Genomic DNA, 21,065 nt, shown 5'->3' on the forward strand with positions numbered 1-21,065 from the left:
CAAGATGAGATTTCCCATAGCGCAAGCTAGTAAGATCCCTGAAAGATGATCAGGTTGATAGGTCAGAGGTGGAAGCACGGTGACGTGTGGAGCTGACTGATACTAATCGATCGAGGACTTAACCAAAGATGCGTAGGCGGCTTGGTTAGGCCCGACAGGCATAAGACGAAGACTGTAAGAGGTCCTGACCTCTGGAAGGCTTTGACTTATGACCCCGAGGGACTAGCCGCCGGAGCTCGTTTATGCAAAATGATACTCAATCTCTTGACTTTGACTCTTTATCTAGTTTTGAAGGAACAACCTTCAAAATTTAAAAGTCTGGTGGCGATAGCGAAAAGGTCACACCCGTTCCCATACCGAACACGGAAGTTAAGCTTTTCAGCGCCAATGGTAGTTGAGGGTTTCCCTCTGTGAGAGTAGGACGTCGCCAGGCACCTATAAAGAGAGTAGTCATCTGACTACTCTCTTTATTTATGAGATGACTACCCTTATGTTTTTTCAAAATTACATATAAAAATGCTATACTAACAGAAAAAACTAAGGGAACGGGACAAACTATGGAGAAAATAAGTATTAAAGGACCTTACAACTTTGATCAAGTACTAAACAGACTTGGATTAGATCCATTAAATCAAATAGATCTACAGGAACGCTCGGTTAAAGTTCCTCTCATTCTCGAAGGAAACAAGCAAGTTGTAAAAGTAACAGCAACGGGTACAACTAAAGAGCCTTCATTTGAATTGGCTGGTAAGACAAATGAGTCGGTTATGGCTCGTTTACGGGAAATCTTTCAATGGGATCAACCTTTAGATGTTATTCACACCCATTTTCGTCAAACAGATTTAGCTCCGATTTTTAAAGAGCATGTAGGAACGCCTCTGGTTTTAGACTTTGACCCTTACAACTGCTTATTAAAATGCATCGTTCATCAGCAGCTCAATCTGAAGTTTGCCCACACATTAACTCAGCGATTTGTCACAACCTTTGGCACTGAAGTAGATGGAGCTTATTTTTACCCAGATCCAGAAAAATTGTCCAAAGTGAAAATGGAGGAGCTACGTGAGCTTCAATTCAGTGGCCGTAAAGCGGAGTATGCGATTGGTGTGGCACAAGCGATTGTAGAGGGGAAATTAGAACTTCATAAGTTGCACGAAAAGTCAGATGATGGGATTATGGAAGAACTCGTCAAATTAAAGGGCATTGGTCCATGGACCGTACAAAACTTCCTTATGTTTGGACTAGGTCGACCAAATCTTTTTCCTATTGCTGATATTGGTTTACAAAATGCACTGAAAAAGCTATACAATATGGATCGAAAGCCGACGAAGGAAGAAATGGAAGGCTACAAGCCAAGCTGGGAGCCATACGCAAGCTACGCTTCTCTCTACTTATGGAGAAGTATCGAATAATAGATGGAGTGAACACAATGAAACAGGAGCAATCCGTAAGAATAACTGAAAAACAAACCTTTCCACTGACAATCAAGCGACTTGGAATCAACGGGGAAGGTGTAGGCTACTTTAAAAAGCAAGTCGTATTCGTACCAGGTGCACTTCCAGGTGAAGAAGTAGTGGTAGAAGCAACAAAAATTCAACCGAAGTTCGCTGAAGCGCGCATCAAAAAAATTCGAAAAAAATCAGAGCATCGCGTTGCACCACCATGTCCTGTGTACGAGGAGTGTGGAGGCTGTCAGCTTCAGCATCTCGACTATCGTCAACAGCTTGTGGAAAAAAGGGACATTGTGAAGCAATCACTTGAGCGCCATACAAAGCTAAACGTTGAGAAGTTAGATATCCGTGACACACTCGGCATGGATAACCCATGGAACTATCGAAACAAAAGCCAGTTCCAGGTGGGGCAACGTGACGGTAAATTACTAGCCGGATTATATGGAATCAACTCACACAAGCTCGTTGATATTCAACATTGTGCGGTACAGCATTCTGCTACAAACAAGGCAACATCAACCGTGAAAAAGATTTTACAAGACCTTAAGGTATCTGTATATAATGAGAAAACTCGCAAAGGTATTGTACGTACCATTGTTGCGCGAATTGGTGTAAAAACAGAGGAACTACAAATTGTATTAATCACAAGCCAACGTGAGCTTCCTCACAAGGACGAAATCGTTGCTCGCATCAAGCAAGCTCTGCCAGAAGTAACATCAATTGTGCAAAACGTAAATGGACAAAAAACATCTCTGATCTTTGGTGATGAAACAAGACTATTAGAGGGAAGAGAATTCATTCAAGAAACTTTAGGAGAACTCGAATTTGAGCTATCCGCAAGAACGTTCTTCCAGCTAAATCCTGAGCAAACCGTGAACCTTTACAATGAGGTAAAAGAAGCAGCAGGACTAACAGGTGTGGAAAAAGTGGTGGATGCTTACTGCGGAGTGGGAACAATCGGTCTATGGTTAGCAGATGGAGCAGACGAAATCCGTGGGATGGATGTTATAGCAGATTCGATTGAAGATGCAGAAAAAAATGCCGAGAGACATGGAATCAGCCACGCTACATATGTTGTTGGTAAAGCCGAACAAGTCCTACCAAAATGGGCAAAAGAAGGATGGAAACCGGATGTGCTTGTAGTGGATCCACCAAGAACAGGCTTGGATCAACAGTTATTAAACACAATCTTAAAAGTAAAACCAAAGAAAATTGTGTATGTATCATGTAATCCATCCACACTTGCAAAGGATATCTCTGTTCTGGTTTCTAAATATAAGGTTGGTTATATTCAACCTGTGGATATGTTCCCACAAACCAGTCATATTGAAAGTGTTACTAGTTTGATTTTAAAGGGATAAATGACAGTTTTTTTGGATAAGTCAGACAATATCCACAATTTTATTCACAATGAGTAGAAAATTGGGATAAAAAACGGCAAAAAGTCAAAAAAATAAAGTTATCCACAGTCTAATAAGTCTAATGTAGACGAATGGCTCCTTATTTTCAGGGGCCATTTAATTTTTGTAGTGACAAGTGCTATAGTAGGTAAGGTAAACCATCTTCAGGGGGATAAATCAATGAATAATAACGATCTATTAATCAGATTAAGATACGCGTTAGATATTAAGAATGTAGACATGGTAGAAATCTTTAAGCTAGGTGGCATAGAGGTAACCAAAGATGAAGTATTAAAGATTCTTACGAAAATAAATGAAGAAGAAGAGGATAATGAGGATGCAATCATCTGTGATGATCAAATGTTCGATGCCTTTTTAAACGGCTTTATTATTTTTAATAGAGGAAAGCAAGAACCAAAGCCAGGTCAGCCAGAAAGACAGGCACCATCCTTAAAGGAAAGCTCGAATAATCTCCTTCTAAAAAAGGTAAAAATCGCTTTGTCATTAACAAGTGAGGATATAATTCAAATCCTAGAAGATGCAGGAGTTAGTATTACCAAAGGAGAATTAAGTGCCTTATTAAGAAAAGTGGGTCATAAAAACTATAAATTCTGTGGAGATCGATATGCTAGGAATTTCTTAAAAGGGTTAGCTATCAGACATAGAGGATAAGATTTCGAGTGAAGTAGTATGAAATAAAAAAGCGCATGTCCTTTGAATATATAATGAGGACACGCGCTTTTTTTAGAATAAGGAACTTGCAACCGTTTCCCTATCTCATCTCTGATAATCCTTTGTTTATGAATTGATTAATAATTTGGGCCATTTCTTCGGGAGCCTTATTCAATCCTTTTTCTAACCAATGCTTGATCACATGAATCATTCCACTAACAACAAACAGGTTGATATACTCTAATGTTTCTCGGTCATAATTACTATCGGAAAACCAGTTTTTGAATATGAATTGCTGCGTAATCGTCATCCCCTTTTTTTGAAAGTGTATATCGCTATTCTCGCTTAGAAGCGTTTGGCATATATCCCTATTTTCTGCAATATGCTCTAAGGTTTTTACCGTCATTTGTAAAGCTTCTTCTTCTTTTGAAATTGTACTGGCTAAGAGTGTGTACCATACCTTCGATAAACTCTTCTTCAATAGAATATAGCAGTTCGTATTGATCGGAATAGTGGGCATAAAATGTAGAACGATTGATATCAGCTAACTCACAAACTTCTTTTATCGTAATACTAGAAATGGGTTTTTGTTTTAATAAATTCATAAGACTTTCCTTTAAAACCATCTTCGTATACCTTTTTCGTCTATCCAATTTAGAATTCACTATCTACACCATACCTTTTTAAATTTACGTGAGTAAAACAACATAAAGTGATTTTGTGTTGGGGATTGAACGTTATGTATCAAACTGTTTGTTGTATAGACAACACCGTGTTTATATAATGATAAAGTGAAAGTCCGAAAGACTCAAGAGAGGATGAATGGTGATAAATATTGCAGCACGTATCATAAGACATAAAAAAGCTGTCGTGATTGCATTTGCCTTGGTTACAATCATTTCTACGGTGGCACAGTTTTTCGTGTCGGTGAATTACAATATGGTGGACTATTTGCCAGAAGATGCCCAATCCACACAAGCGTTGGAAGTGATGGAACGAGAGTTTACAGCTTCCGTCCCTAACACAAGGGTGATGGTGCCAGATGTCACCTTACAGGAAGCACTCGAATTTAAAGAAAAGCTTTCTGCCATTGACGGTGTGTCCGATGTGCTTTGGTTAGATGATATTATGGATCTAAAAACTCCGTTGGAAATGGCTAATAAAGAGACAGTTGAAACCTATTACAAGGATGGAAATGCGCTATTTTCAGTGGGGGTTCGCACTGGTGATGAGGTCGCTATTACCGATTCCATTTATACATTGATTGGAGAAGATGGAGCGATAGCAGGGGAAGCCATTAATACAGCAACTTCACAAAAAATGGCTGGGACAGAATCCTTATATGCCGGAATATTGTTAGTTCCCCTCATTATATTCATTCTTGTCATCTCAACTAAATCATGGATAGAACCACTGTTTTTCCTTACGGCCATCGGTGTGTCCATACTAATTAACTTAGGATCAAACATTTTTCTTGGCGAGGTTTCCTTCGTTACTCAGTCAGTGGCACCCATCTTACAGTTGGCCGTATCGCTTGACTATGCCGTTTTTTTACTACATAGTTTTTCTGATTTTAGGAAAAAGACGAACAATCCAGAAGAAGCGATGCAGCTAGCCATGAAAAAATCATTTCCTGCCATAACGGCAAGTGCAGCAACTACATTCTTTGGGTTCATTGCTCTAACCTTTATGAAATTTGAAATTGGTTCAGACCTGGGATTGAATTTGGTAAAAGGGATTGTCTTAAGTTTTATTAGTGTCATGGTGTTTTTACCTGCGTTAACGTTACTGTTTTATAAATGGATGGATAAAACACAGCATAAAAGCTTTGTTCCGAGCTTCGATGGCATCGGAAAGTTTATGCTTAAACTACGAATTCCAACCCTACTCATTGTGCTGGCCATTCTCGTGCCTTCTTATTTATCACAAAGTCATACATCATTTACCTATGGGTTGGGTGAACTTCCGGAAACATCACGGGCTGGAAAAGACTTTGTGACGATCAAGGAAGCCTTTGGTGAAACGACTCCTATTGTTCTTTTAGTACCTAGAGGCGATGTGGCAAAAGAGACGGAGCTCGTCAATGAGTTAGAAACGCTTGATTATGTAACAGGTGTGATTGCCTATGTGAATATGGTGGGGACAGTGATTCCACCAGAATATCTCGATAAATCGATAACCAATGAATTTTATTCCAATAAGTATAGCCGGATTGTACTCAATACGAATCAGGGAACAGAAGGAGATATTCCCTTTTCCATTGTAGAAAAAGTCCAAGGAACAGCTATAAAATACTACGGAGATGCCATCCTTAGCTTAGGTGAAAGCGTCACATTATATGATATTAAAACGACTGTTACCAAAGACAATACGGTGGTTAATGTGTTGACTATTGGGACGATTGCATTGGTTTTACTGGTTACCTTTAAATCCATTTTGTTCCCACTGATCTTACTATTAACGATTCAATCAGCAGTTTGGTTAAACCTATCCATCCCTTATTTCACTAATTCATCATTAGTGTTTGTGGGCTACTTGATTGTCAGTACCGTCCAGCTGGCTGCAACGGTTGATTATGGTATTTTGCTTTCAGAGGAATATCAGCATCATCGAAGAAAAATGCCGGCTCTACAAGCCATTATGAAAACATTGGATGAAAAAACGTTCTCAATTTCCATATCGGCTGCGATTTTATCAAGTGTTGGATTTATTTTATGGGTCACGTCATCCAATCCAATTGTTTCATCCATTGGATTATTGTTAGGAAGAGGTGCGTTGCTAGCCTTTGTGATGGTTGTCCTTTTATTACCGGCGCTATTAGTAGTTTGTGATAAATGGATTGGCAAAACGACGTATCAAGCAAATCATTATGAGGAGAAATGATGATGAGAAAAAAACAAATACTTCTAGTAGGAATGACTGTGATCTTACTCTTCCCCTCATTTCAAGTGAAAACGAATGCGGAAATGGTTAAGGGAACACTCACTTCGAAGGATGAAGTAGTTTATGCAACGCTAAATGCTAGTGGAGAGTTAAAAGACATTTATGTGGTGAACACGTTAGATGTGGCACAGGCTGGAGAAATTGTTGATTATGGAAATTATAGCAACATCAAAAATTTAACGGATTTGTCAGAAATGAATCAAGATGGCCAAACGGTACGAATTGATGCGGCAGAAGGTAAGTTTTACTATCAAGGGAACTTAACAGACGATTCGGAATTGCCATGGGATGTTACTGTTTCTTATTTATTAGATGGAAAAAAGGGAAATCCAGAAGACCTTGCAGGAAAGAGTGGTCATTTGGATATACAGATTGAGACAGATCCCAATGCTGCTGTGGATAAAGTATTTTATGAGAATTATTTATTACAGATTTCTTTACTGCTTCCAAATGAGTATAAAAACATTGATGCATCCGGTGGAATGATCGCAAATGCAGGGGAAAATAAGCAAATTACGTTTACGGTTATGCCTGGGCAAGCGGAAAATCTTCGAGTGGAAGCAGATGTTGAGGATTTTGAATTCCAAGGAATTCAAATAGCTGCTGTCCCTTCTACTTTACCGATTGATACATCGGAAATAGGAAAAATGACAGACGATATGGCAACCTTATCAGATGCCATCCGAGACGTAAATAACGGTGTGAGTGAGCTCGAAGATGGAGCGGTTCAATTAAACAACGGAGTGTCATCACTCAAAAATGGTTCTGCTCAATATAAAAGCGGAATGAACCAAATCAATGGAGCTTCTTCTAAGATTGTTGCTGCATCAAAAACCATCAACGATGCGTTACAAAAGGTTAGCTCGTCACTTTCTAGAAATTCAGATGGAATGGACATCACAAAACTAGCTGAATTGCCCAAGGGTCTCACCCAATTAGCGGGTGGACTTACGGAGACAGCTAATGGATTAGTAATCTTACAAGAAAGCTACTCTCAAGCATATATTTCACTAGATGGTGCCATTGCCAGCATCCCTACTCAACAGGTGTCAGAGGAAGAAATAGCTGCTCTGTATGCGAGCGGAGCCAATTCCGATGTGCTTGATCGGTTGGTGGCTTATTATGCAGCTACGCAAAACATAAGAGGAACCTATTCCGCTACAAAAAAAGCCTTTGATGCCGTAGGACCTTCCTTGAACCAAACAAGTGGAGTTTTGAAGGAAATGAGTGGAGCCCTTACTTCAACGGCAAATGAGCTAACGGCTTCACTTGAAGAGATGGATATGAGTGCGCTTGGAGAATTACAAAAAGGACTGGCCACCTTAGCTGCTAATTATGGAGAGTTTCATTCAGGATTAGTAGGGTATACAGCTGGAGTGAGTAAATTATCGGATTCCTATAATGAGTTCCATTCCGGAGTGGTTGGACTAGCGGGTGGAACGAGCGAGCTAGCGACTGGTGTAGGTGAACTACAAAATGGAACAAATCAATTATATGAAGAAACCAAGGACCTACCAGAACAAATGCAAGAGGAAATCAACCAAATGATTGCAGAATACGATAAATCGGATTTTGAACCTGTATCCTTTGTTTCGCCTAAAAATGAAAATGTCCATTCCGTTCAATTCGTTATTAAAACGGAAAGCATTCAAAAGGAAGAACCAGAAACGAAACAAGCAAAAATTGAAGAACAAAAAGGATTTTGGCAACTATTGTTAGATTTATTTCGAAAATAGGCGGACGTTTCTAATTGAATCAAAAAAACGGAAACTAGAGCAATCTCACGGGGGATTGCTCGTTTTCTTTCTTAATTTTTATTTACAGATTGTCTTGATATGAAGTAATCTTGATAAAACAAGAATGTTTAATAGTTAGGACATGTATCAGAAGGAAGGGCTAGGTTTGTCTAGAGGATTATTGTACAGCTCGCTATTTCTATTAATGGTGATATGGGGATTCAATGTTTCAGCCATTAAAATTTTAGTGACGTATTTTCCACCTGTTTTTATTCAAGGTGTTCGCGTGTTTTTGGCGGGGGTGGTGGTAATAGCTGTCCTTTTACTATCAAAGAGGTTTGAGAGGATTTCTCGAAAAAATGTACTCGGTATATTCGTTGCTGCTTTATTTGGAGTATTTGGTCATCATCTTTTCTTAGCACTCGGATTAACACTCACGACCGGTTCAAATACAGGTCTTATTCTGGGTTTAGTCCCACTTTTCACCTCCATTTTTGCCATGATTTTTTTGAAAGAGGCCTTAACAGTTTTCAAGGCGATCGGTATATTGGCCGCTCTAAGTGGTGTTTATTTTATTATTTTAAAAGGAAGTGGACCTGTTTCTGGGTTTTCATTAGGTGATTTATACATCTTTGGAGCGGTAATCACGCAAGCGATTAGTTTTATTTTGATAAAAAAATTAACAACGAATCTTGATTCACGGCAAATGACAGGAATCATGCTGATATTGGGGTCTATAATGATGTTTGGATTTAGTTATTGGATAGAACCAGTTGAGAGGAGTCAATTCCAACAGCCAGTGTATGTTTGGATCGTTTTACTAGCTTCAGCTGTTTTTGCCACAGGGCTAGGACACATGCTGTATAATTATGCCATCCAACAATTAGGTGCAGGCTCAACAGCTATTTTTATCAATCTTACCCCGTTCTTCTCATTGCTAGGCTCAGCTCTGTTTTTAGGAGAAAAGATTGTGCTTGAGCAGTTAATTGGTTTTGTACTAATCGTTTTTGGAGTAATTTTAGGCACGGGGATGCTTGATGGAACTTTCCGCAGTCTGAAACGTCGTAATTCTTCAAGGTCATTGGAAAGATAACATTACAATTAGTAGTTGGAGGAATAAAAAATGCCATTTTTATTGATTAGAGGTATATCAGTCGAACAGGTAAAAAGCATTAGTCAACCATTAGTTGAGGAATTGGCTGATCTTTGTGAATGTGGAACGGATAATTTCACGCTAGAGGTGGTCAATTCTACTTTTGTCTTTGATGGAAGAGAAGTTCCGGGATATCCATTTATTGAAGTAAAATGGTTTGAACGGGGGCTAGACATTCAAAAAAAATTTGCAAACATCATTACGAAACAGGTTCAGTCACTTAGGATACCTGAAGTAGAAGTAGCTTTTAGTACGTTTAAGGAGTCTAGTTATTATCTGAATGGGAAAAGCTTTGCTGAAGAAGAATGATGGATTCTGCAGTAGATAATTCCTAAAATAACAACAGCCGACTCAAATTAAAGAGCCGGCTGTTTGATATGAAAGATTTAATTCGACAAAACCGACCGCCCTTTTCCATGTGGAACACAAACGGGAGTACCAAAAATAGGATCACAAGAAATGCTGCAATTCATTTGAAACACTTCGCTTACCAATTGGCAGGTAATGATGTCCTCTGGTTTTCCTTGAGCGTAAACTGTTTTGTCTTTTACGGCTACAATATGATGCGCATAACGACTGGCTAGGTTTAAATCGTGTAAAACCATGACAATGGTATGCCCTTTTTGCTCGTTTAGATCAAATAGTAGATCAAGGATTTCGATCTGGTGTGTCATATCTAAATAGGTTGTAGGTTCATCTAATAATATGATATCTGTTTCCTGTGCTAAGGTTAAAGAGATCCATGCTCGTTGGCGCTGACCACCTGATAACGAATCAACAGCTCGATCTTTTAAGTGAAGCATGTTGGTTGCTTCAAGGGCACGTTGAACGGCGTCTTCGTCTTCTTTTGACCATTGCTTGATAAGGGAACGGTATGGGTGTCTACCTTGTTTGACTAGTTCGTATACCGTTAAGCCTTCAGGTGAAACAGGGCTTTGTGGTAGTATGGCTAGCTTTTTTGCAATCTCTTTTGTTTTCATTTTGGCGATTTCTTCACCGTTAAGCAGGATATTGCCACTCTTGGGCTTTAGTAATCGAGCTAAAGACCGAAGCAGGGTGGATTTCCCGCAACCGTTGCCACCAATAAAAACAGTGATTTCCCCTTTAGGAATTGTGATATCTAAATTATCAATGATGATGGTATCCCCATAACCTAATGTTAAATTCTTTGCGGATAATGAGTGCATTGATATCTCTCCCTAAAGTAAAACGTGAAATGTTACTTTCATTTTATTTGGTTTCCACTACGTAGTCAATGATAACCGTTATCAGTCGAAAAATAGACACAATTAACATCCAAATATTTGTAAAAAAATGCTGTCCTCATGAGGAGACAGCATTTTTTTGATTGAGTTATTTTACAAGCGCACTTAAAATATCTTCAATTGTTTGTTGTGAAGCAAGCAATCCTTTATTTGTCCAGTTACTTGGATCATTGATGATATGGATGTTTCCATTTTTAGCAGCTGGTGTACTTTTCCATACGGAGCTATTCTCCAATGTTTCAATTCCTTGTTCGCCTTCAAGAGCTAATAAAAAGACATGGTCGGCATCGAGTTCAGACAGCTTTTCAACGGAAATTGGATTCCATGATGCAGCATCAGCTGGACCGATTTCCTGAACTAATGTTGGCTGCTTGATTCCTAATTCAGAGTAAAGCACCTCTGCACTATGACGGTTTTGTTCAAATAGGTAGAATTGATTTCCAGCTACCCAGATAACAGCTACTGTTTCTTCACCGATAGCTTCAGACAATTGGTCACGAGCAGATGCAACTGTGTTTTCATAGTCACTTAGAACCTTTTTTGCTTCATCTTCTTTGCCGAGAATCTTTCCGAAGGTTTCAATTTGTTTTCTCCAATCCTTTACGGTTTCTTCTGTCATTAAATATGTTGGAGCAATTTTGTTATAATCTTCATAAGTACCTTCATAGCTTTCCGTATTATTTTCTAAAATAATTAATTCTGGTGCGTGATTAAGTACTTGTTCAACTGGAAGATTCCATTCGATTGTTGGGACATCTTTTAAGTCAGGCTCTAAATATTCTTGAACAGCTTGTCCAATAGCCCACTTAGCAACAGGAGTAACACCTAGAGCGAGTAGAGCATCTTCATGATAAGGAGCAAGGATTTTTTTAGCATTTGCTGGGATGGTTACTTCACCCATTGCAGAATCTAATGTGATCTCAGAATTATTAGTTTCGCTTTCAGTCTCAGAGTCAGAAGCTGAATTATCATTTCCACATGCTGATATAATAAATAATAAACCAACCATCATAATAGTAAATATTCGACGAAATTTCATATATGTTTTCAAATCAATTTCTCCTTTATGGTATAATTTCTTCGTTAATGATAATCATTTTCAATTACTGAGTCAATTGTATTTTGTATTTTTTTTTGACAATTTAAAGAATTCAGCAGAAAACAGGGGAGATCCATGCGAGAGTTTATTCATCAATCGAACATATCCAAACTTATCATCAATATTATAACCATCCTTTTATTAATTGTTTCAATTGGGTTATCGGTATCCTATGGATCAACCAATATTGCTCTTGGTACGGTATGGGAGGCAGTGTTTCATTTTAATCCAGAATTAACCACACACCAGGTTATTCAAGAATTACGTTTGCCTCGTGCTTTTTCAGCAGCATTAGTAGGTGCTTTTCTAGCTGTTTCCGGTGCGATCATGCAAGGAATGACACGAAATCCATTGGCATCTCCTTCAATTATGGGGGTTACGGATGGCGCAGCTTTTGCTCTCGTACTGATGCTTGCATTTTTTCCTACCATTTCGACGATGGGACTCATCAGTTCGTCCTTTATCGGTGCTGGTTTAGCTGTAGGCCTTGTATTTATGGTTGGATCTTTTTCACCTAGTGGGTTAACGCCTGTAAAGCTTGCCTTAGCCGGTGTGGCAATCGGGACGATGTTACGTTCCATTTCTTCGATTCTATCCTTACATTTTAATTTGGAAAAACAAATGGGATTTTGGATTGCTGGTGGACTAGATGGGACAAGTTGGTCCTCCGTAACCATTTTGTTAATATCAGGAGCCATCGGTTTATTTATAGCCATTTCAATCTCAAAATCCATTACTGTGCTTAGCTTAGGCGAAGATATGGCAACCGGATTAGGACAAAATAATTTGATGATTAAATTATTTGGAATTCTATCCATTCTCATCCTTACAGGGGCAGCCGTTTCTGTTGCAGGAGCGGTAGGGTTTGTCGGACTTATTGTTCCACATATTACGAGATTCATTATTGGAACCGATTATCGATGGATTATTCCGTCATCTATTCTTTTCGGGGCGTTGTTACTCGTTTTAGCAGATGTGGTCTCAAGACTAGTGAATGCTCCTTTTGAAACACCAGTGGGAGCCATTACCTCTCTTATCGGAGTTCCCTTCTTCCTTTATTTAGCACGAGGTAGTGGAGGTGGAAAATGATGAATGCAGTTGAAGTGAAAAAGAAGAAAAAGCTGGTTGGAGTCATTGTTTTATTAATCCTAACGATTTTACTCATGTTTTTTGTTAGTTTAAGCACTGGGGTCATTCAAATTGCCCCAGCAGATGTAATAAAAACATTATTTCATCAGGGTACGGCACGTCAGGAGCTTGTTCTGTTTGATTTTCGGTTACCAGGCATTTTACTGGCGTTATTAATTGGAGCAGGATTAGCTATCTCCGGTGTCATCTTGCAGGGAATTACTCAAAATGAACTTGCTGATCCTGGAATTTTAGGGATTAACACAGGAGCAGGTCTTGCCGTCGTTTTATTTATTTATTTTTTCAAGGGACAACTCGATGTGACAAGCTCTTTTAGTATTTTTATCATGCCGGTTGCCGCTTTAATGGGTGCAATTGTCGCTGCACTGATCATCTATGCGCTGGCATGGAAAAGAGGGGTCAACCCGATTCGACTTGTCTTAGTCGGAATTGGTGTAAATGCTGGTTTTGCCGCTTTTTTGACCATTTTTCAATTGAAAATGGATCCACAAGATTTCAGGCAAGCGACAGTTTGGTTGACAGGTGATATATGGAATACTAGCTGGAGTTTTGTGTTTGCTTTATTACCTTGGATATTACTATTAATACCAATTGCTCTTCACAAAGCTCATTCCTTAAATGTATTAAACTTAGGGGATGATGTAGCCTCTGGATTAGGCACAAACGTAGAGTCTGAAAGGCGGCAATTATTACTTATTGCTGTTGCCCTAGCAGGTGCTTCCGTTGCAGCAGGTGGAGGAATTGCCTTCTTAGGGTTGGTTGTTCCGCATATTGCTAGAAAAATCATGGGACCTTTACATCAATATATTATTCCGGTCTCAGCACTTATAGGGGCTTTACTGTTAATGGTGTCTGATACGATAGGGAAGAATCTGTTAGCACCAACCGAAATTCCTGTTGGTATTATCGTTTCATTATTGAGTGCACCTTACTTTGTTTATTTATTAATCAGGACCAAATAAATTTGTTGAGAGGAAACGCTTATATGAATGTTCAATCTATCATTGATAATGTGCCTGATTACAAGGATTTTCTGACTGTAGATGAAATGGATGAGAGCTGTAGGAAGCTTGCTCGTGAGTTTCCCGACATTGTTACCGTTTTTGAAGCAGGGAGATCACGAAAGGGGCATCCCATTTTATGTATGAAAATTGGGGATGGATCAAAGAATGCTTTGTGCTTTGCTTGTCCACACCCGAATGAACCGATTGGAGCAATGACACTAGAGTATTTTTCCCGTGTGTTAGCTGAGAATAACGAATTAAGAGAAGGGTTAGGGTTTACGTGGTACCTGATTAAATGTATTGATCCTGATGGTGTCCGTCTGAATGAAAATTGGTTTAAAGGACCGTTTACAGTATATAACTATTCGAAAAATTATTACCGGCCGATCGGTTATGAACAGGTGGAATGGACCTTTCCTATTGACTACAAAGAACTGCATTTTCATAACCCGCTTCCAGAAACAAAAACGTTAATGAAGTTAATAGAAGAAACCCAACCAAAGTTTATGTACTCATTACATAATGCTGGTTTTGGGGGTGCTTATTGGTACATCACTCATGACTATCCAGAGCTATATGAAGGGTTGCGGAATTCAAGCATCAAACAAGGCATTCCTCTAAATTTAGGTGAGCCAGAGGAACCTTTCATAACGAAGTTTTCCCCAGCGATATTTAAAAATATGACCATTGCTGAGGCATATGATTTCATAGAGAAATATAGCGGGGAGAAGCCGAATATTAAAAATGGTACATCAAGTTCAGATTATGCAGGCACCGTAACGGAATGTTTCACACTTTTAACGGAGCTTCCTTATTTCTTCGATTCTCGAATCGAGGACATGAGTGAGAGTGATATGACACGAAAAGAAGCAATTTTAAAGAGTGTGGAAGTATCTCAAGCCCATTTTGCTCACTTAGACCAAATCTTGCAAGGGATTCGCCCCTATATACAAAAGGAAAATCCTTTTGTTAAGCTCGTGGAGGAAGTCATTCAGTATATTCGAGAGGGTAGTGAAGCCAAAATCAAATGGGCCGAAAGCGATCCGGAGTTTGAAAAATCGGCGAAAATGGCGGAGGTTTTTGATAATCTATATGCGTCAAAATTTTATAATGGTTTGTATTTAGGTTTAACAGTCCGAACATGCGAATATGAAATAGAACGTTTGCAACTGCTTGAAAACAGGGATGAAGAAGCTCTCAATAAGCTGAAGGAAGCGCAAGAGATAGGTGAGAAGTTTCTAGAAGACTATTGTAACGTGTTAGAAACGGAGCTTGATTACACATTTATTCCGATTCGAAAACTAGTACGTATTCAAGTAGAGAGCGGGTTATTAGTAGCCAATTATATTCGTGACAATTGGTAAAAAAAATGAAGCATTCCTTGTGAATGCTTCATTTTTCTGTCCCTTAGTTACCTAAGAAAGAGGTTTTAATAAATTCTAACTGCTTTTCAAGTGTAACCGGGTCACTAAAGGATGCACCTTCACCAGGCATTTCAAACACTTGGTTGTTTTTTACAGCTGGAATGTTTTTGTAGGTTTCTGTTTCTTGGAAAGAAGTGTCTGCATCAGAGTACTTACTTAGAATCACATAGTCACCTGCATATTCAGGAATCACTTCTGCAGATAAAGCATAATATCCAGCCTCTAAAGCCACTTCTTTCACTTTTTCAGGCATTTTAAGCTTCATGCCTTGGTAAATGATTTCTGTGCCACGGGCCCAGTTTTCACCAAATACGTAAACATCTTTGCCATAGCTTTCCATGACAGATACGGTTGCGTCTTCACCAATTTTAGCGCGAATTTCTTCACCTGCCGCTTCTACACGCTTGGTAAAGTCATCAACCCAGCTTTGAGCTTCTTTTTCTTTATTTAATAATTTCCCAATTTCGATGTGCTGCGTTAAGTAATCAACTTTTCCCCAAGTGTAGGTTACAGTTGGAGCAATTTCTTTTAATTTTTCAAGGTTTTTAATATTAGATAGTCCAATAATGAGGTCGGGCTCTAATTCAATGATTTTTTCTAAATTCTCATCTGATACTTCTTCCACATCTTTTAGTTCTTCTGCAAAGGTTGGATTATTTTTCGACCATACATCAACACCAACTACATTCACGCCTAAATCTAATACATTTCCAGTAAAACCAGAAAGAAGAATAACTCTTTGTGGATCAGCAGGTACTTCAACCGGGCCTGTTTCAGATTCGTATGTAATCGTTGTAGGTGTTTCTTCTTCTTTTGGAGCTTCTGAACTGTTATCATTTTCTTCTGCTTGGTTTCCGCAAGCACTGATAACAAGAACAAGTAAAAGTAAAAATGGAACGAATAGTTTTTTCATGAGGAGTTCTCCTTTAATAATATATTTCGTAACTGGAATTTTATTGATAATGATTATCAATGTCGTTTATGTTTTTAATATAAATCTAGTTATGTAGAATGTCAATGAAAATTTCAGCAAAAAAAGTAGAGAATAGGAAATCGGTATTGCTCCTTATGTTGGAGGAAATTGGTACATTTGTATAGAATTATTGGTTAAACATGCCTAACGGAGGTTCCACAATGAAAAGAATATTGTCTATGCTTTCCTTACTAGTTATCATCTTAAGTGGTGGAATCATAAATGAAGCCCAAGCTTCCGTAATAATCAACCAAGATAAAATAGGAAAATATAAGATCTATGAAAATATGGAAATTCTTGAGGATGAAGAGGGGAATCTTACGATCGACGATGTGTCCTCAAAGACTTTATCCAACCAGTTTACAGAAAATAAAGAAGGCATTCCTAGTTACGGATACAAGTCATCTGTCTACTGGATGCGCTTCGAAATAGACAATCAACTTAGCACGGATGAATATATTCTAGAATTTCCTTATGCCCCTCATGATTCCATTACTTTGTATGAACAAACTGGAACGAATAAGTATAAGGCATTTTATGGTGGTGATTTGCTTCCGTTTTCCGAAAGAGATCGAAAGCATCGGCATGTGACGTTCGAACTAACCTTAGCTGAAAAGGAAACAAGAACCTATTATGTCAAAATAAAAAGTGAAGGGTCCTTACAGCTTTCGGTTGTACTATGGGATGAAGAAGTTTTTTCGGAAAAAAGCTTAATAGAGTATCTTCTTTTTGGGATATATTATGGGTCAGCACTTGTCATGGTGGTTTATAACATCTTTTTATATTCCTCCTTACGCTTACGGAGCTATTTATGGTATGTCTTGTTAATCTTCGCAGTTAGCATGACACAATTAACGCTGAATGGATTTGCTTATCAATTTTTTTGGCCCGACCTCCCGTGGTGGAATAATCGCTCGATTGTTTTTTCCATTGCACTCTCTAACTTGGCCGGAGCCTTATTTGTAAATAAGTTTCTTGATGTGCAGCATTATGCAAAGATATGGAGCAGAATTCTTCAAGTGCTCACAATATTTAATATAGGAATACTCGTTGTGTTAATAATGTCCTATTCTCTTGCATTACATCTGGTTACTCTTTCTACAATTCTCTTTATTCCAGTTGTTCTAACTACGACGATTCTTTGCTGGAAGCGAGGAAATAAGGCAGCTCGTTATTTGTTTTTTGCGTGGTTTATCTTTTTACTAACTAGCTTAGTCTCTTTCTTGTCAGATGCAGGCACATTGCCACTGAATACTTTTACGCGATATGCCTCTTTAATAGGATCGCTTATCGAAATGATTCTCCTTTCATTAGCACTGGCTGATCGAGTGAAAATCATTCAAATGGAAAAAGAGAATGCAGAAAGAGCCGCGCTTTTATTAAATGAAGAGCTCGAAGAAAGGGTACAAAAAAGAACGGAAGAACTGCTAGTCAGTACAGAAAAGCTGATAAGTATGGAGAGGTCACGCCGCCATCTTTTATCGAATATCTCTCATGATTTAGGTACGCCGATGACATCCATTCGGGGGTATGTTAAGGCGATGTTGGATGGAGTGATTGAACCTTGTGACCAAACGTATTTAAAAATCATCCATGAAAAAACCCTCTATATTGATCGGTTAATACAGGATCTACATGACCTTTCCAGATTAGAAGAAAGGCAGTCAAGTTTTTCTTTGAGCAAAATATCTGTTCAGAAGTTTCTTCAGTTTTTATATCAATTTAAAGCAGATGTTACTAGTAAGAACATTGAATTTCAGTTTGATAGCCAGTTGTCACTAGAACCAAATGAATGGGTTCTCTTAATGGATTTGAACCGAATGAGGCAAGTGATGGAGAATCTAATATCGAATGCTGCAAAGTATACAAAAGTGAATGGTATGATAACGATTTCTGTCAATATATTTGAGGAGTTTTATAGAAGACAGGGGCATCATGAGGAAATCGCAGTGGCCAGGGAGAAGAGAGAGAACATTCACCGTAATCAGAGCTTAGTTATAGGTGTTCATGACAATGGGATAGGAATAGATGCGGAGTCACTTCCTTATATATTCGACCGTTTCTATCGAGGGGATGCTGAACAATATGATACGTATCGGAATGCTGGACTTGGACTGGCTATAGCGAAAGAAATTATTGATTATCATAACGGGATGATTTGGGCAGAAAGTCTGGAATCACAGGGAAGTTCTTTTTATTTCACATTGCCTATCTATACTTGGGAGCCGGAGGAGAATAAATGAGGACGGTTGTTATTGCTGAAGATGAAGTAGATATCCAGAATTTATTGAAGCTCTATCTTGAGCAGGAGTATCGTGTGATCTCATTTGCTAATGGAGAGGAGGCGTTAGCTGGCATCATAGATGTGATGCCAGATCTGGTGATTCTAGACATTCTCCTTCCTAGAATGAATGGTTTTAAAGTTTGTGAGAGATTACGAGAGAAACAAATCCATATCCCAGTGATTTTTCTAAGTGCCAAAAGAGAACAAAGTGAAAAAATCCGTGGGCTAGAAATAGGTGCCGATGATTATATCACAAAGCCATTTGATCCAGGAGAATTAATGGCCAGGGTAAAAGCACATTTGCGTCGCAGCAGTCAGCAGCCAGCTTCTGAAGAAGAAAAGACAAACATGATTAAATGGGGAGAGCTACATATTGATATCGAACAATATGTAGTAACCGTTGGGGAGAAACCCATCCACTTATCAACAAAGGAAATACAACTGTTAATTTTGCTCGCTTCAAACCCAAGAAGAGTATTTAGTACGGAGCAGTTATATGACTTAATTTGGGGCGAAGACCAATTTGGTGATTTAAAAACAGTGTCTGTTCATATCAGTACCTTAAGGAAAAAGATTGAGCCTAATCCGTCTAAACCAGAGTATATTATTACAGTAAGGGGATTTGGGTATAAATTTCTTACGTAAAAGTTTAATTTTCTCCTTTTATTATAATTTTCCAATTTCTTAACTTTAATTTAACCTTCATCATTTATGATTAAAGCTATGAGACTGGAATGATATAGGAGGAAAGCCATGAAAGAGATTCAGAATCTTGACGGGGAATGGATTCAACTAATCAAACAGGCTAGAGATATGGGAATGTCCATCGAGGAAGTACGAACATTCTTACAGTCCATTATGGATGGGAAAAATGTAACTGAGATCGTGGAGACTCTAAGTCTAAAAGTTTCTTTTACATAGATCTTCATTCACTCATTCACAACACAAGTCACCCTAATTGAAATACTTCTTAACTTTAATAAATAATAAAAATAATCCAGAGGAAACAGAATTCCTCTGGATTATTCTACTATTAATTTACTTTAGCGCATTCACTGCATTAATAGCTCCAAATCCTGATTCTCCATCATAGCCTGGTTTGAACCAGTCGTCAGCAGAATTTTGGATAATGTGTTTAACTTGAGCAGGGGAGAGAACATCTTTCCCGTACTTGGCAATAATGACTCCCGCAAGACCAGCTGTTTTTGGAGCAGCCATGGAAGTACCTGCATAGAAGGCATATCCTCCCGGAACGGTGGATAAGCATAATTTATTGCGATCTCTTAAATTGACATCACGTGTTTCTAGCCAAGCCGTACCGTAGTCTCCGCCTGGAGCGATCACATCAATTTTACCAACACCATAGTTAGAATAGTAAGTGAGGTTTTTTTCTTGACCACCAGCAGCAACACGAATCATCGTTTGACTGCTTGGGCTCCGGTGAGTTGCCCCTTTATCATCTCCTGAAAGCTTCCCTGGACTTGAAATATCTACACCAGCGTTACCAGCAGATCCGACAACGGTTACTCCACTCTTGATCGCATATTGTATCGCACGGTTGAAGAGACGAACATCCGCAACTACCTCTTGTGTTGCATAATCAGGATTTTGGAACCAATCGTAACCGCCTAGTGACATATTAACGACATCTACATTGTCATCAGCCGCTGTCATTAATGCATTGGCGATATCAGAAGTATTAGCTCCACCGGTTGGTCCAAACACTCTGTAGGCGGCAACTTTTAATTCTGGTCCGATTCCTAATACTCTTCCATTTCCAGCAATGGAACCAGCGACGTGAGTTCCATGGCCATCTTCATCCATCGCACTTGAAATGCCAGGGACAAAAGACTTTCCGTAAGCATAGTTTTCCTTTATATCAGGGTGAGTATAATCTATTCCAGTGTCCACAACGGCTACAACAATATCCTTTCCATCCTTCGCTTCACCGGTTCCGCCTTCCAAGTTCCAAGACGCCCCATTGTTTGTTACTTGTTTGATATCCCATTGATAGGTGTTATATAAATCATTTGCAGGTGTAGCTGTAAAATCATCTTCAAGAACGTCCACATTTACAGGGGCTTCAGGATAAATGGTGCTTTCCACCCCAGCATCTAGTACGACTGTGCTTTTTTCGATGTCTGCTACAAAATTAGGATTATCTGAGTTGACCTTAACAGCACCTAATTTCGGTATGGCCTTAGTAACTTTGCCACCATAACTTTTTACTAGGTCTTGATAGTTTGATGGAAGAGTTGTATCAGATTTAAAGATAACTATGTAGTTCTTGTCCACCGCCTGAGCTTGAGTAACCCCTATGCTTCCAAAAAAGGCAGTAGCACTCAGTGTAGCTGTTAACGCACCGGCAATCCATTTCTTCTTCATTAAAATCCCCCTATTAAAAGAATTTTCCAACAACTTAATTATAAAATTCACTCTCATAACGCTCAATGGGTGCATTTTGTTTAAACTTGTCATTACTTGTTCGAAATATAAAAAAGTTTCGACAACCGTA

The 21,065-nt window shown here is 38.7% G+C and carries 19 protein-coding genes and 2 rRNA genes; 15 read left to right on the forward strand and 6 right to left on the reverse strand.

Annotated features, from left to right (window positions below; genetic code table 11):
• The 5 genes from M3175_RS13370 to M3175_RS13390 form a co-directional block, all read left to right on the forward strand.
• Positions 1-126, forward strand: a 23S ribosomal RNA gene (locus M3175_RS13370); the annotation flags it as partial.
• A 191-nt stretch (positions 127-317) separates the two neighbouring features.
• Positions 318-433 (forward strand): 5S ribosomal RNA (gene rrf, locus M3175_RS13375).
• A gap of 124 nt (positions 434-557) precedes the next feature.
• Positions 558-1,409 (forward strand): DNA-3-methyladenine glycosylase family protein, encoded by an 852-nt coding sequence (locus tag M3175_RS13380; RefSeq protein ID WP_251519686.1) that lies wholly within the window; start codon positions 558-560, stop codon positions 1,407-1,409.
• A 17-nt stretch (positions 1,410-1,426) separates the two neighbouring features.
• A complete protein-coding gene (gene rlmD / locus M3175_RS13385; protein WP_251519687.1) occupies positions 1,427-2,809 on the forward strand; it encodes a 23S rRNA (uracil(1939)-C(5))-methyltransferase RlmD in 1,383 nt (460 codons plus the stop codon).
• Between the two features lie 219 nt (positions 2,810-3,028).
• Positions 3,029-3,520, forward strand: coding sequence for a YehS family protein (locus tag M3175_RS13390; protein WP_251519690.1), 492 nt, complete (start codon positions 3,029-3,031; stop codon positions 3,518-3,520).
• A gap of 100 nt (positions 3,521-3,620) precedes the next feature.
• Here the strand turns inward: M3175_RS13390 and M3175_RS25070 are convergent, their stop codons facing one another.
• Both M3175_RS25070 and M3175_RS25075 read right to left on the reverse strand, forming a co-directional pair.
• Entirely contained in the window at positions 3,621-3,926 is a 306-nt protein-coding gene (locus M3175_RS25070; RefSeq protein ID WP_306663956.1) for a TetR-like C-terminal domain-containing protein, read from the reverse strand.
• Positions 3,889-4,185, reverse strand: coding sequence for a TetR/AcrR family transcriptional regulator (locus tag M3175_RS25075; protein WP_306663957.1), 297 nt, complete (start codon positions 4,183-4,185; stop codon positions 3,889-3,891). Before M3175_RS25075 ends, M3175_RS25070 begins: the two co-directional genes overlap by 38 nt.
• A 157-nt stretch (positions 4,186-4,342) precedes the next feature.
• On the opposite strand from M3175_RS25075, the gene M3175_RS13400 reads away from it, so the two are divergent.
• From M3175_RS13400 to M3175_RS13415, 4 genes are all read left to right on the forward strand, one after another.
• Complete coding sequence (locus M3175_RS13400; protein ID WP_251519692.1) at positions 4,343-6,403, forward strand: efflux RND transporter permease subunit; 2,061 nt, start codon at positions 4,343-4,345, stop codon at positions 6,401-6,403.
• 2 nt (positions 6,404-6,405) lie between these two features.
• A complete protein-coding gene (locus M3175_RS13405) occupies positions 6,406-8,199 on the forward strand; it encodes a YhgE/Pip domain-containing protein (RefSeq protein WP_306663958.1) in 1,794 nt (597 codons plus the stop codon).
• Between the two features lie 166 nt (positions 8,200-8,365).
• A complete protein-coding gene (locus tag M3175_RS13410) occupies positions 8,366-9,292 on the forward strand; it encodes a DMT family transporter (protein ID WP_251519696.1) in 927 nt (308 codons plus the stop codon).
• A gap of 30 nt (positions 9,293-9,322) precedes the next feature.
• Entirely contained in the window at positions 9,323-9,661 is a 339-nt protein-coding gene (locus M3175_RS13415; protein ID WP_251519698.1) for a DUF1904 family protein, read from the forward strand.
• A 77-nt stretch (positions 9,662-9,738) separates the two neighbouring features.
• On the opposite strand, the gene M3175_RS13420 is transcribed toward M3175_RS13415, so the two are convergent.
• Positions 9,739-10,539 carry an ABC transporter ATP-binding protein gene (locus M3175_RS13420; protein ID WP_251519700.1) on the reverse strand — a complete coding sequence of 267 codons (801 nt, stop codon included), beginning with the start codon at positions 10,537-10,539 and terminating at the stop codon, positions 9,739-9,741.
• 166 nt (positions 10,540-10,705) lie between these two features.
• Positions 10,706-11,656 (reverse strand): iron-hydroxamate ABC transporter substrate-binding protein, encoded by a 951-nt coding sequence (locus M3175_RS13425; protein WP_251519702.1) that lies wholly within the window; start codon positions 11,654-11,656, stop codon positions 10,706-10,708.
• A 135-nt stretch (positions 11,657-11,791) separates the two neighbouring features.
• On the opposite strand from M3175_RS13425, the gene M3175_RS13430 reads away from it, so the two are divergent.
• Genes M3175_RS13430 through M3175_RS13440 form a run of 3 tightly spaced genes read left to right on the forward strand, consistent with a single transcriptional unit; the run spans position 11,792 to position 15,233 of the window.
• Entirely contained in the window at positions 11,792-12,805 is a 1,014-nt protein-coding gene (locus M3175_RS13430) for a FecCD family ABC transporter permease (protein WP_251519704.1), read from the forward strand.
• A complete protein-coding gene (locus tag M3175_RS13435; protein WP_371321694.1) occupies positions 12,802-13,827 on the forward strand; it encodes a FecCD family ABC transporter permease in 1,026 nt (341 codons plus the stop codon). Before M3175_RS13430 ends, M3175_RS13435 begins: the two co-directional genes overlap by 4 nt.
• A gap of 23 nt (positions 13,828-13,850) precedes the next feature.
• On the forward strand, positions 13,851-15,233 hold the full coding sequence (locus M3175_RS13440) for a M14 family zinc carboxypeptidase (RefSeq protein ID WP_251519706.1): 1,383 nt from the start codon (positions 13,851-13,853) through the stop codon (positions 15,231-15,233).
• Positions 15,234-15,276: 43 nt separating this feature from the next.
• On the opposite strand, the gene M3175_RS13445 is transcribed toward M3175_RS13440, so the two are convergent.
• Positions 15,277-16,206, reverse strand: coding sequence for an iron-hydroxamate ABC transporter substrate-binding protein (locus M3175_RS13445; RefSeq protein WP_251519708.1), 930 nt, complete (start codon positions 16,204-16,206; stop codon positions 15,277-15,279).
• 221 nt (positions 16,207-16,427) lie between these two features.
• Here M3175_RS13445 and M3175_RS13450 point away from each other — a divergent pair, with 221 nt between their 5' ends.
• From M3175_RS13450 to M3175_RS13460, 3 genes are all read left to right on the forward strand, one after another.
• Entirely contained in the window at positions 16,428-18,509 is a 2,082-nt protein-coding gene (locus M3175_RS13450; protein ID WP_251519710.1) for a 7TM diverse intracellular signaling domain-containing protein, read from the forward strand.
• Complete coding sequence (locus M3175_RS13455) at positions 18,506-19,195, forward strand: response regulator transcription factor (RefSeq protein ID WP_251519712.1); 690 nt, start codon at positions 18,506-18,508, stop codon at positions 19,193-19,195. Before M3175_RS13450 ends, M3175_RS13455 begins: the two co-directional genes overlap by 4 nt.
• Before the next feature lie 108 nt (positions 19,196-19,303).
• Positions 19,304-19,471, forward strand: coding sequence for an anti-repressor SinI family protein (locus tag M3175_RS13460; RefSeq protein ID WP_251519714.1), 168 nt, complete (start codon positions 19,304-19,306; stop codon positions 19,469-19,471).
• Positions 19,472-19,588: 117 nt separating this feature from the next.
• Here M3175_RS13460 and M3175_RS13465 read toward each other — a convergent pair whose 3' ends face one another.
• Positions 19,589-20,935 (reverse strand): S8 family serine peptidase, encoded by a 1,347-nt coding sequence (locus M3175_RS13465; protein ID WP_251519716.1) that lies wholly within the window; start codon positions 20,933-20,935, stop codon positions 19,589-19,591.
• Positions 20,936-21,065: the final 130 nt, after the last annotated feature.

The sequence above is a fragment of the Robertmurraya korlensis genome (assembly GCF_023715225.1).
Taxonomy (GTDB): domain Bacteria; phylum Bacillota; class Bacilli; order Bacillales; family Cytobacillaceae; genus Robertmurraya_A.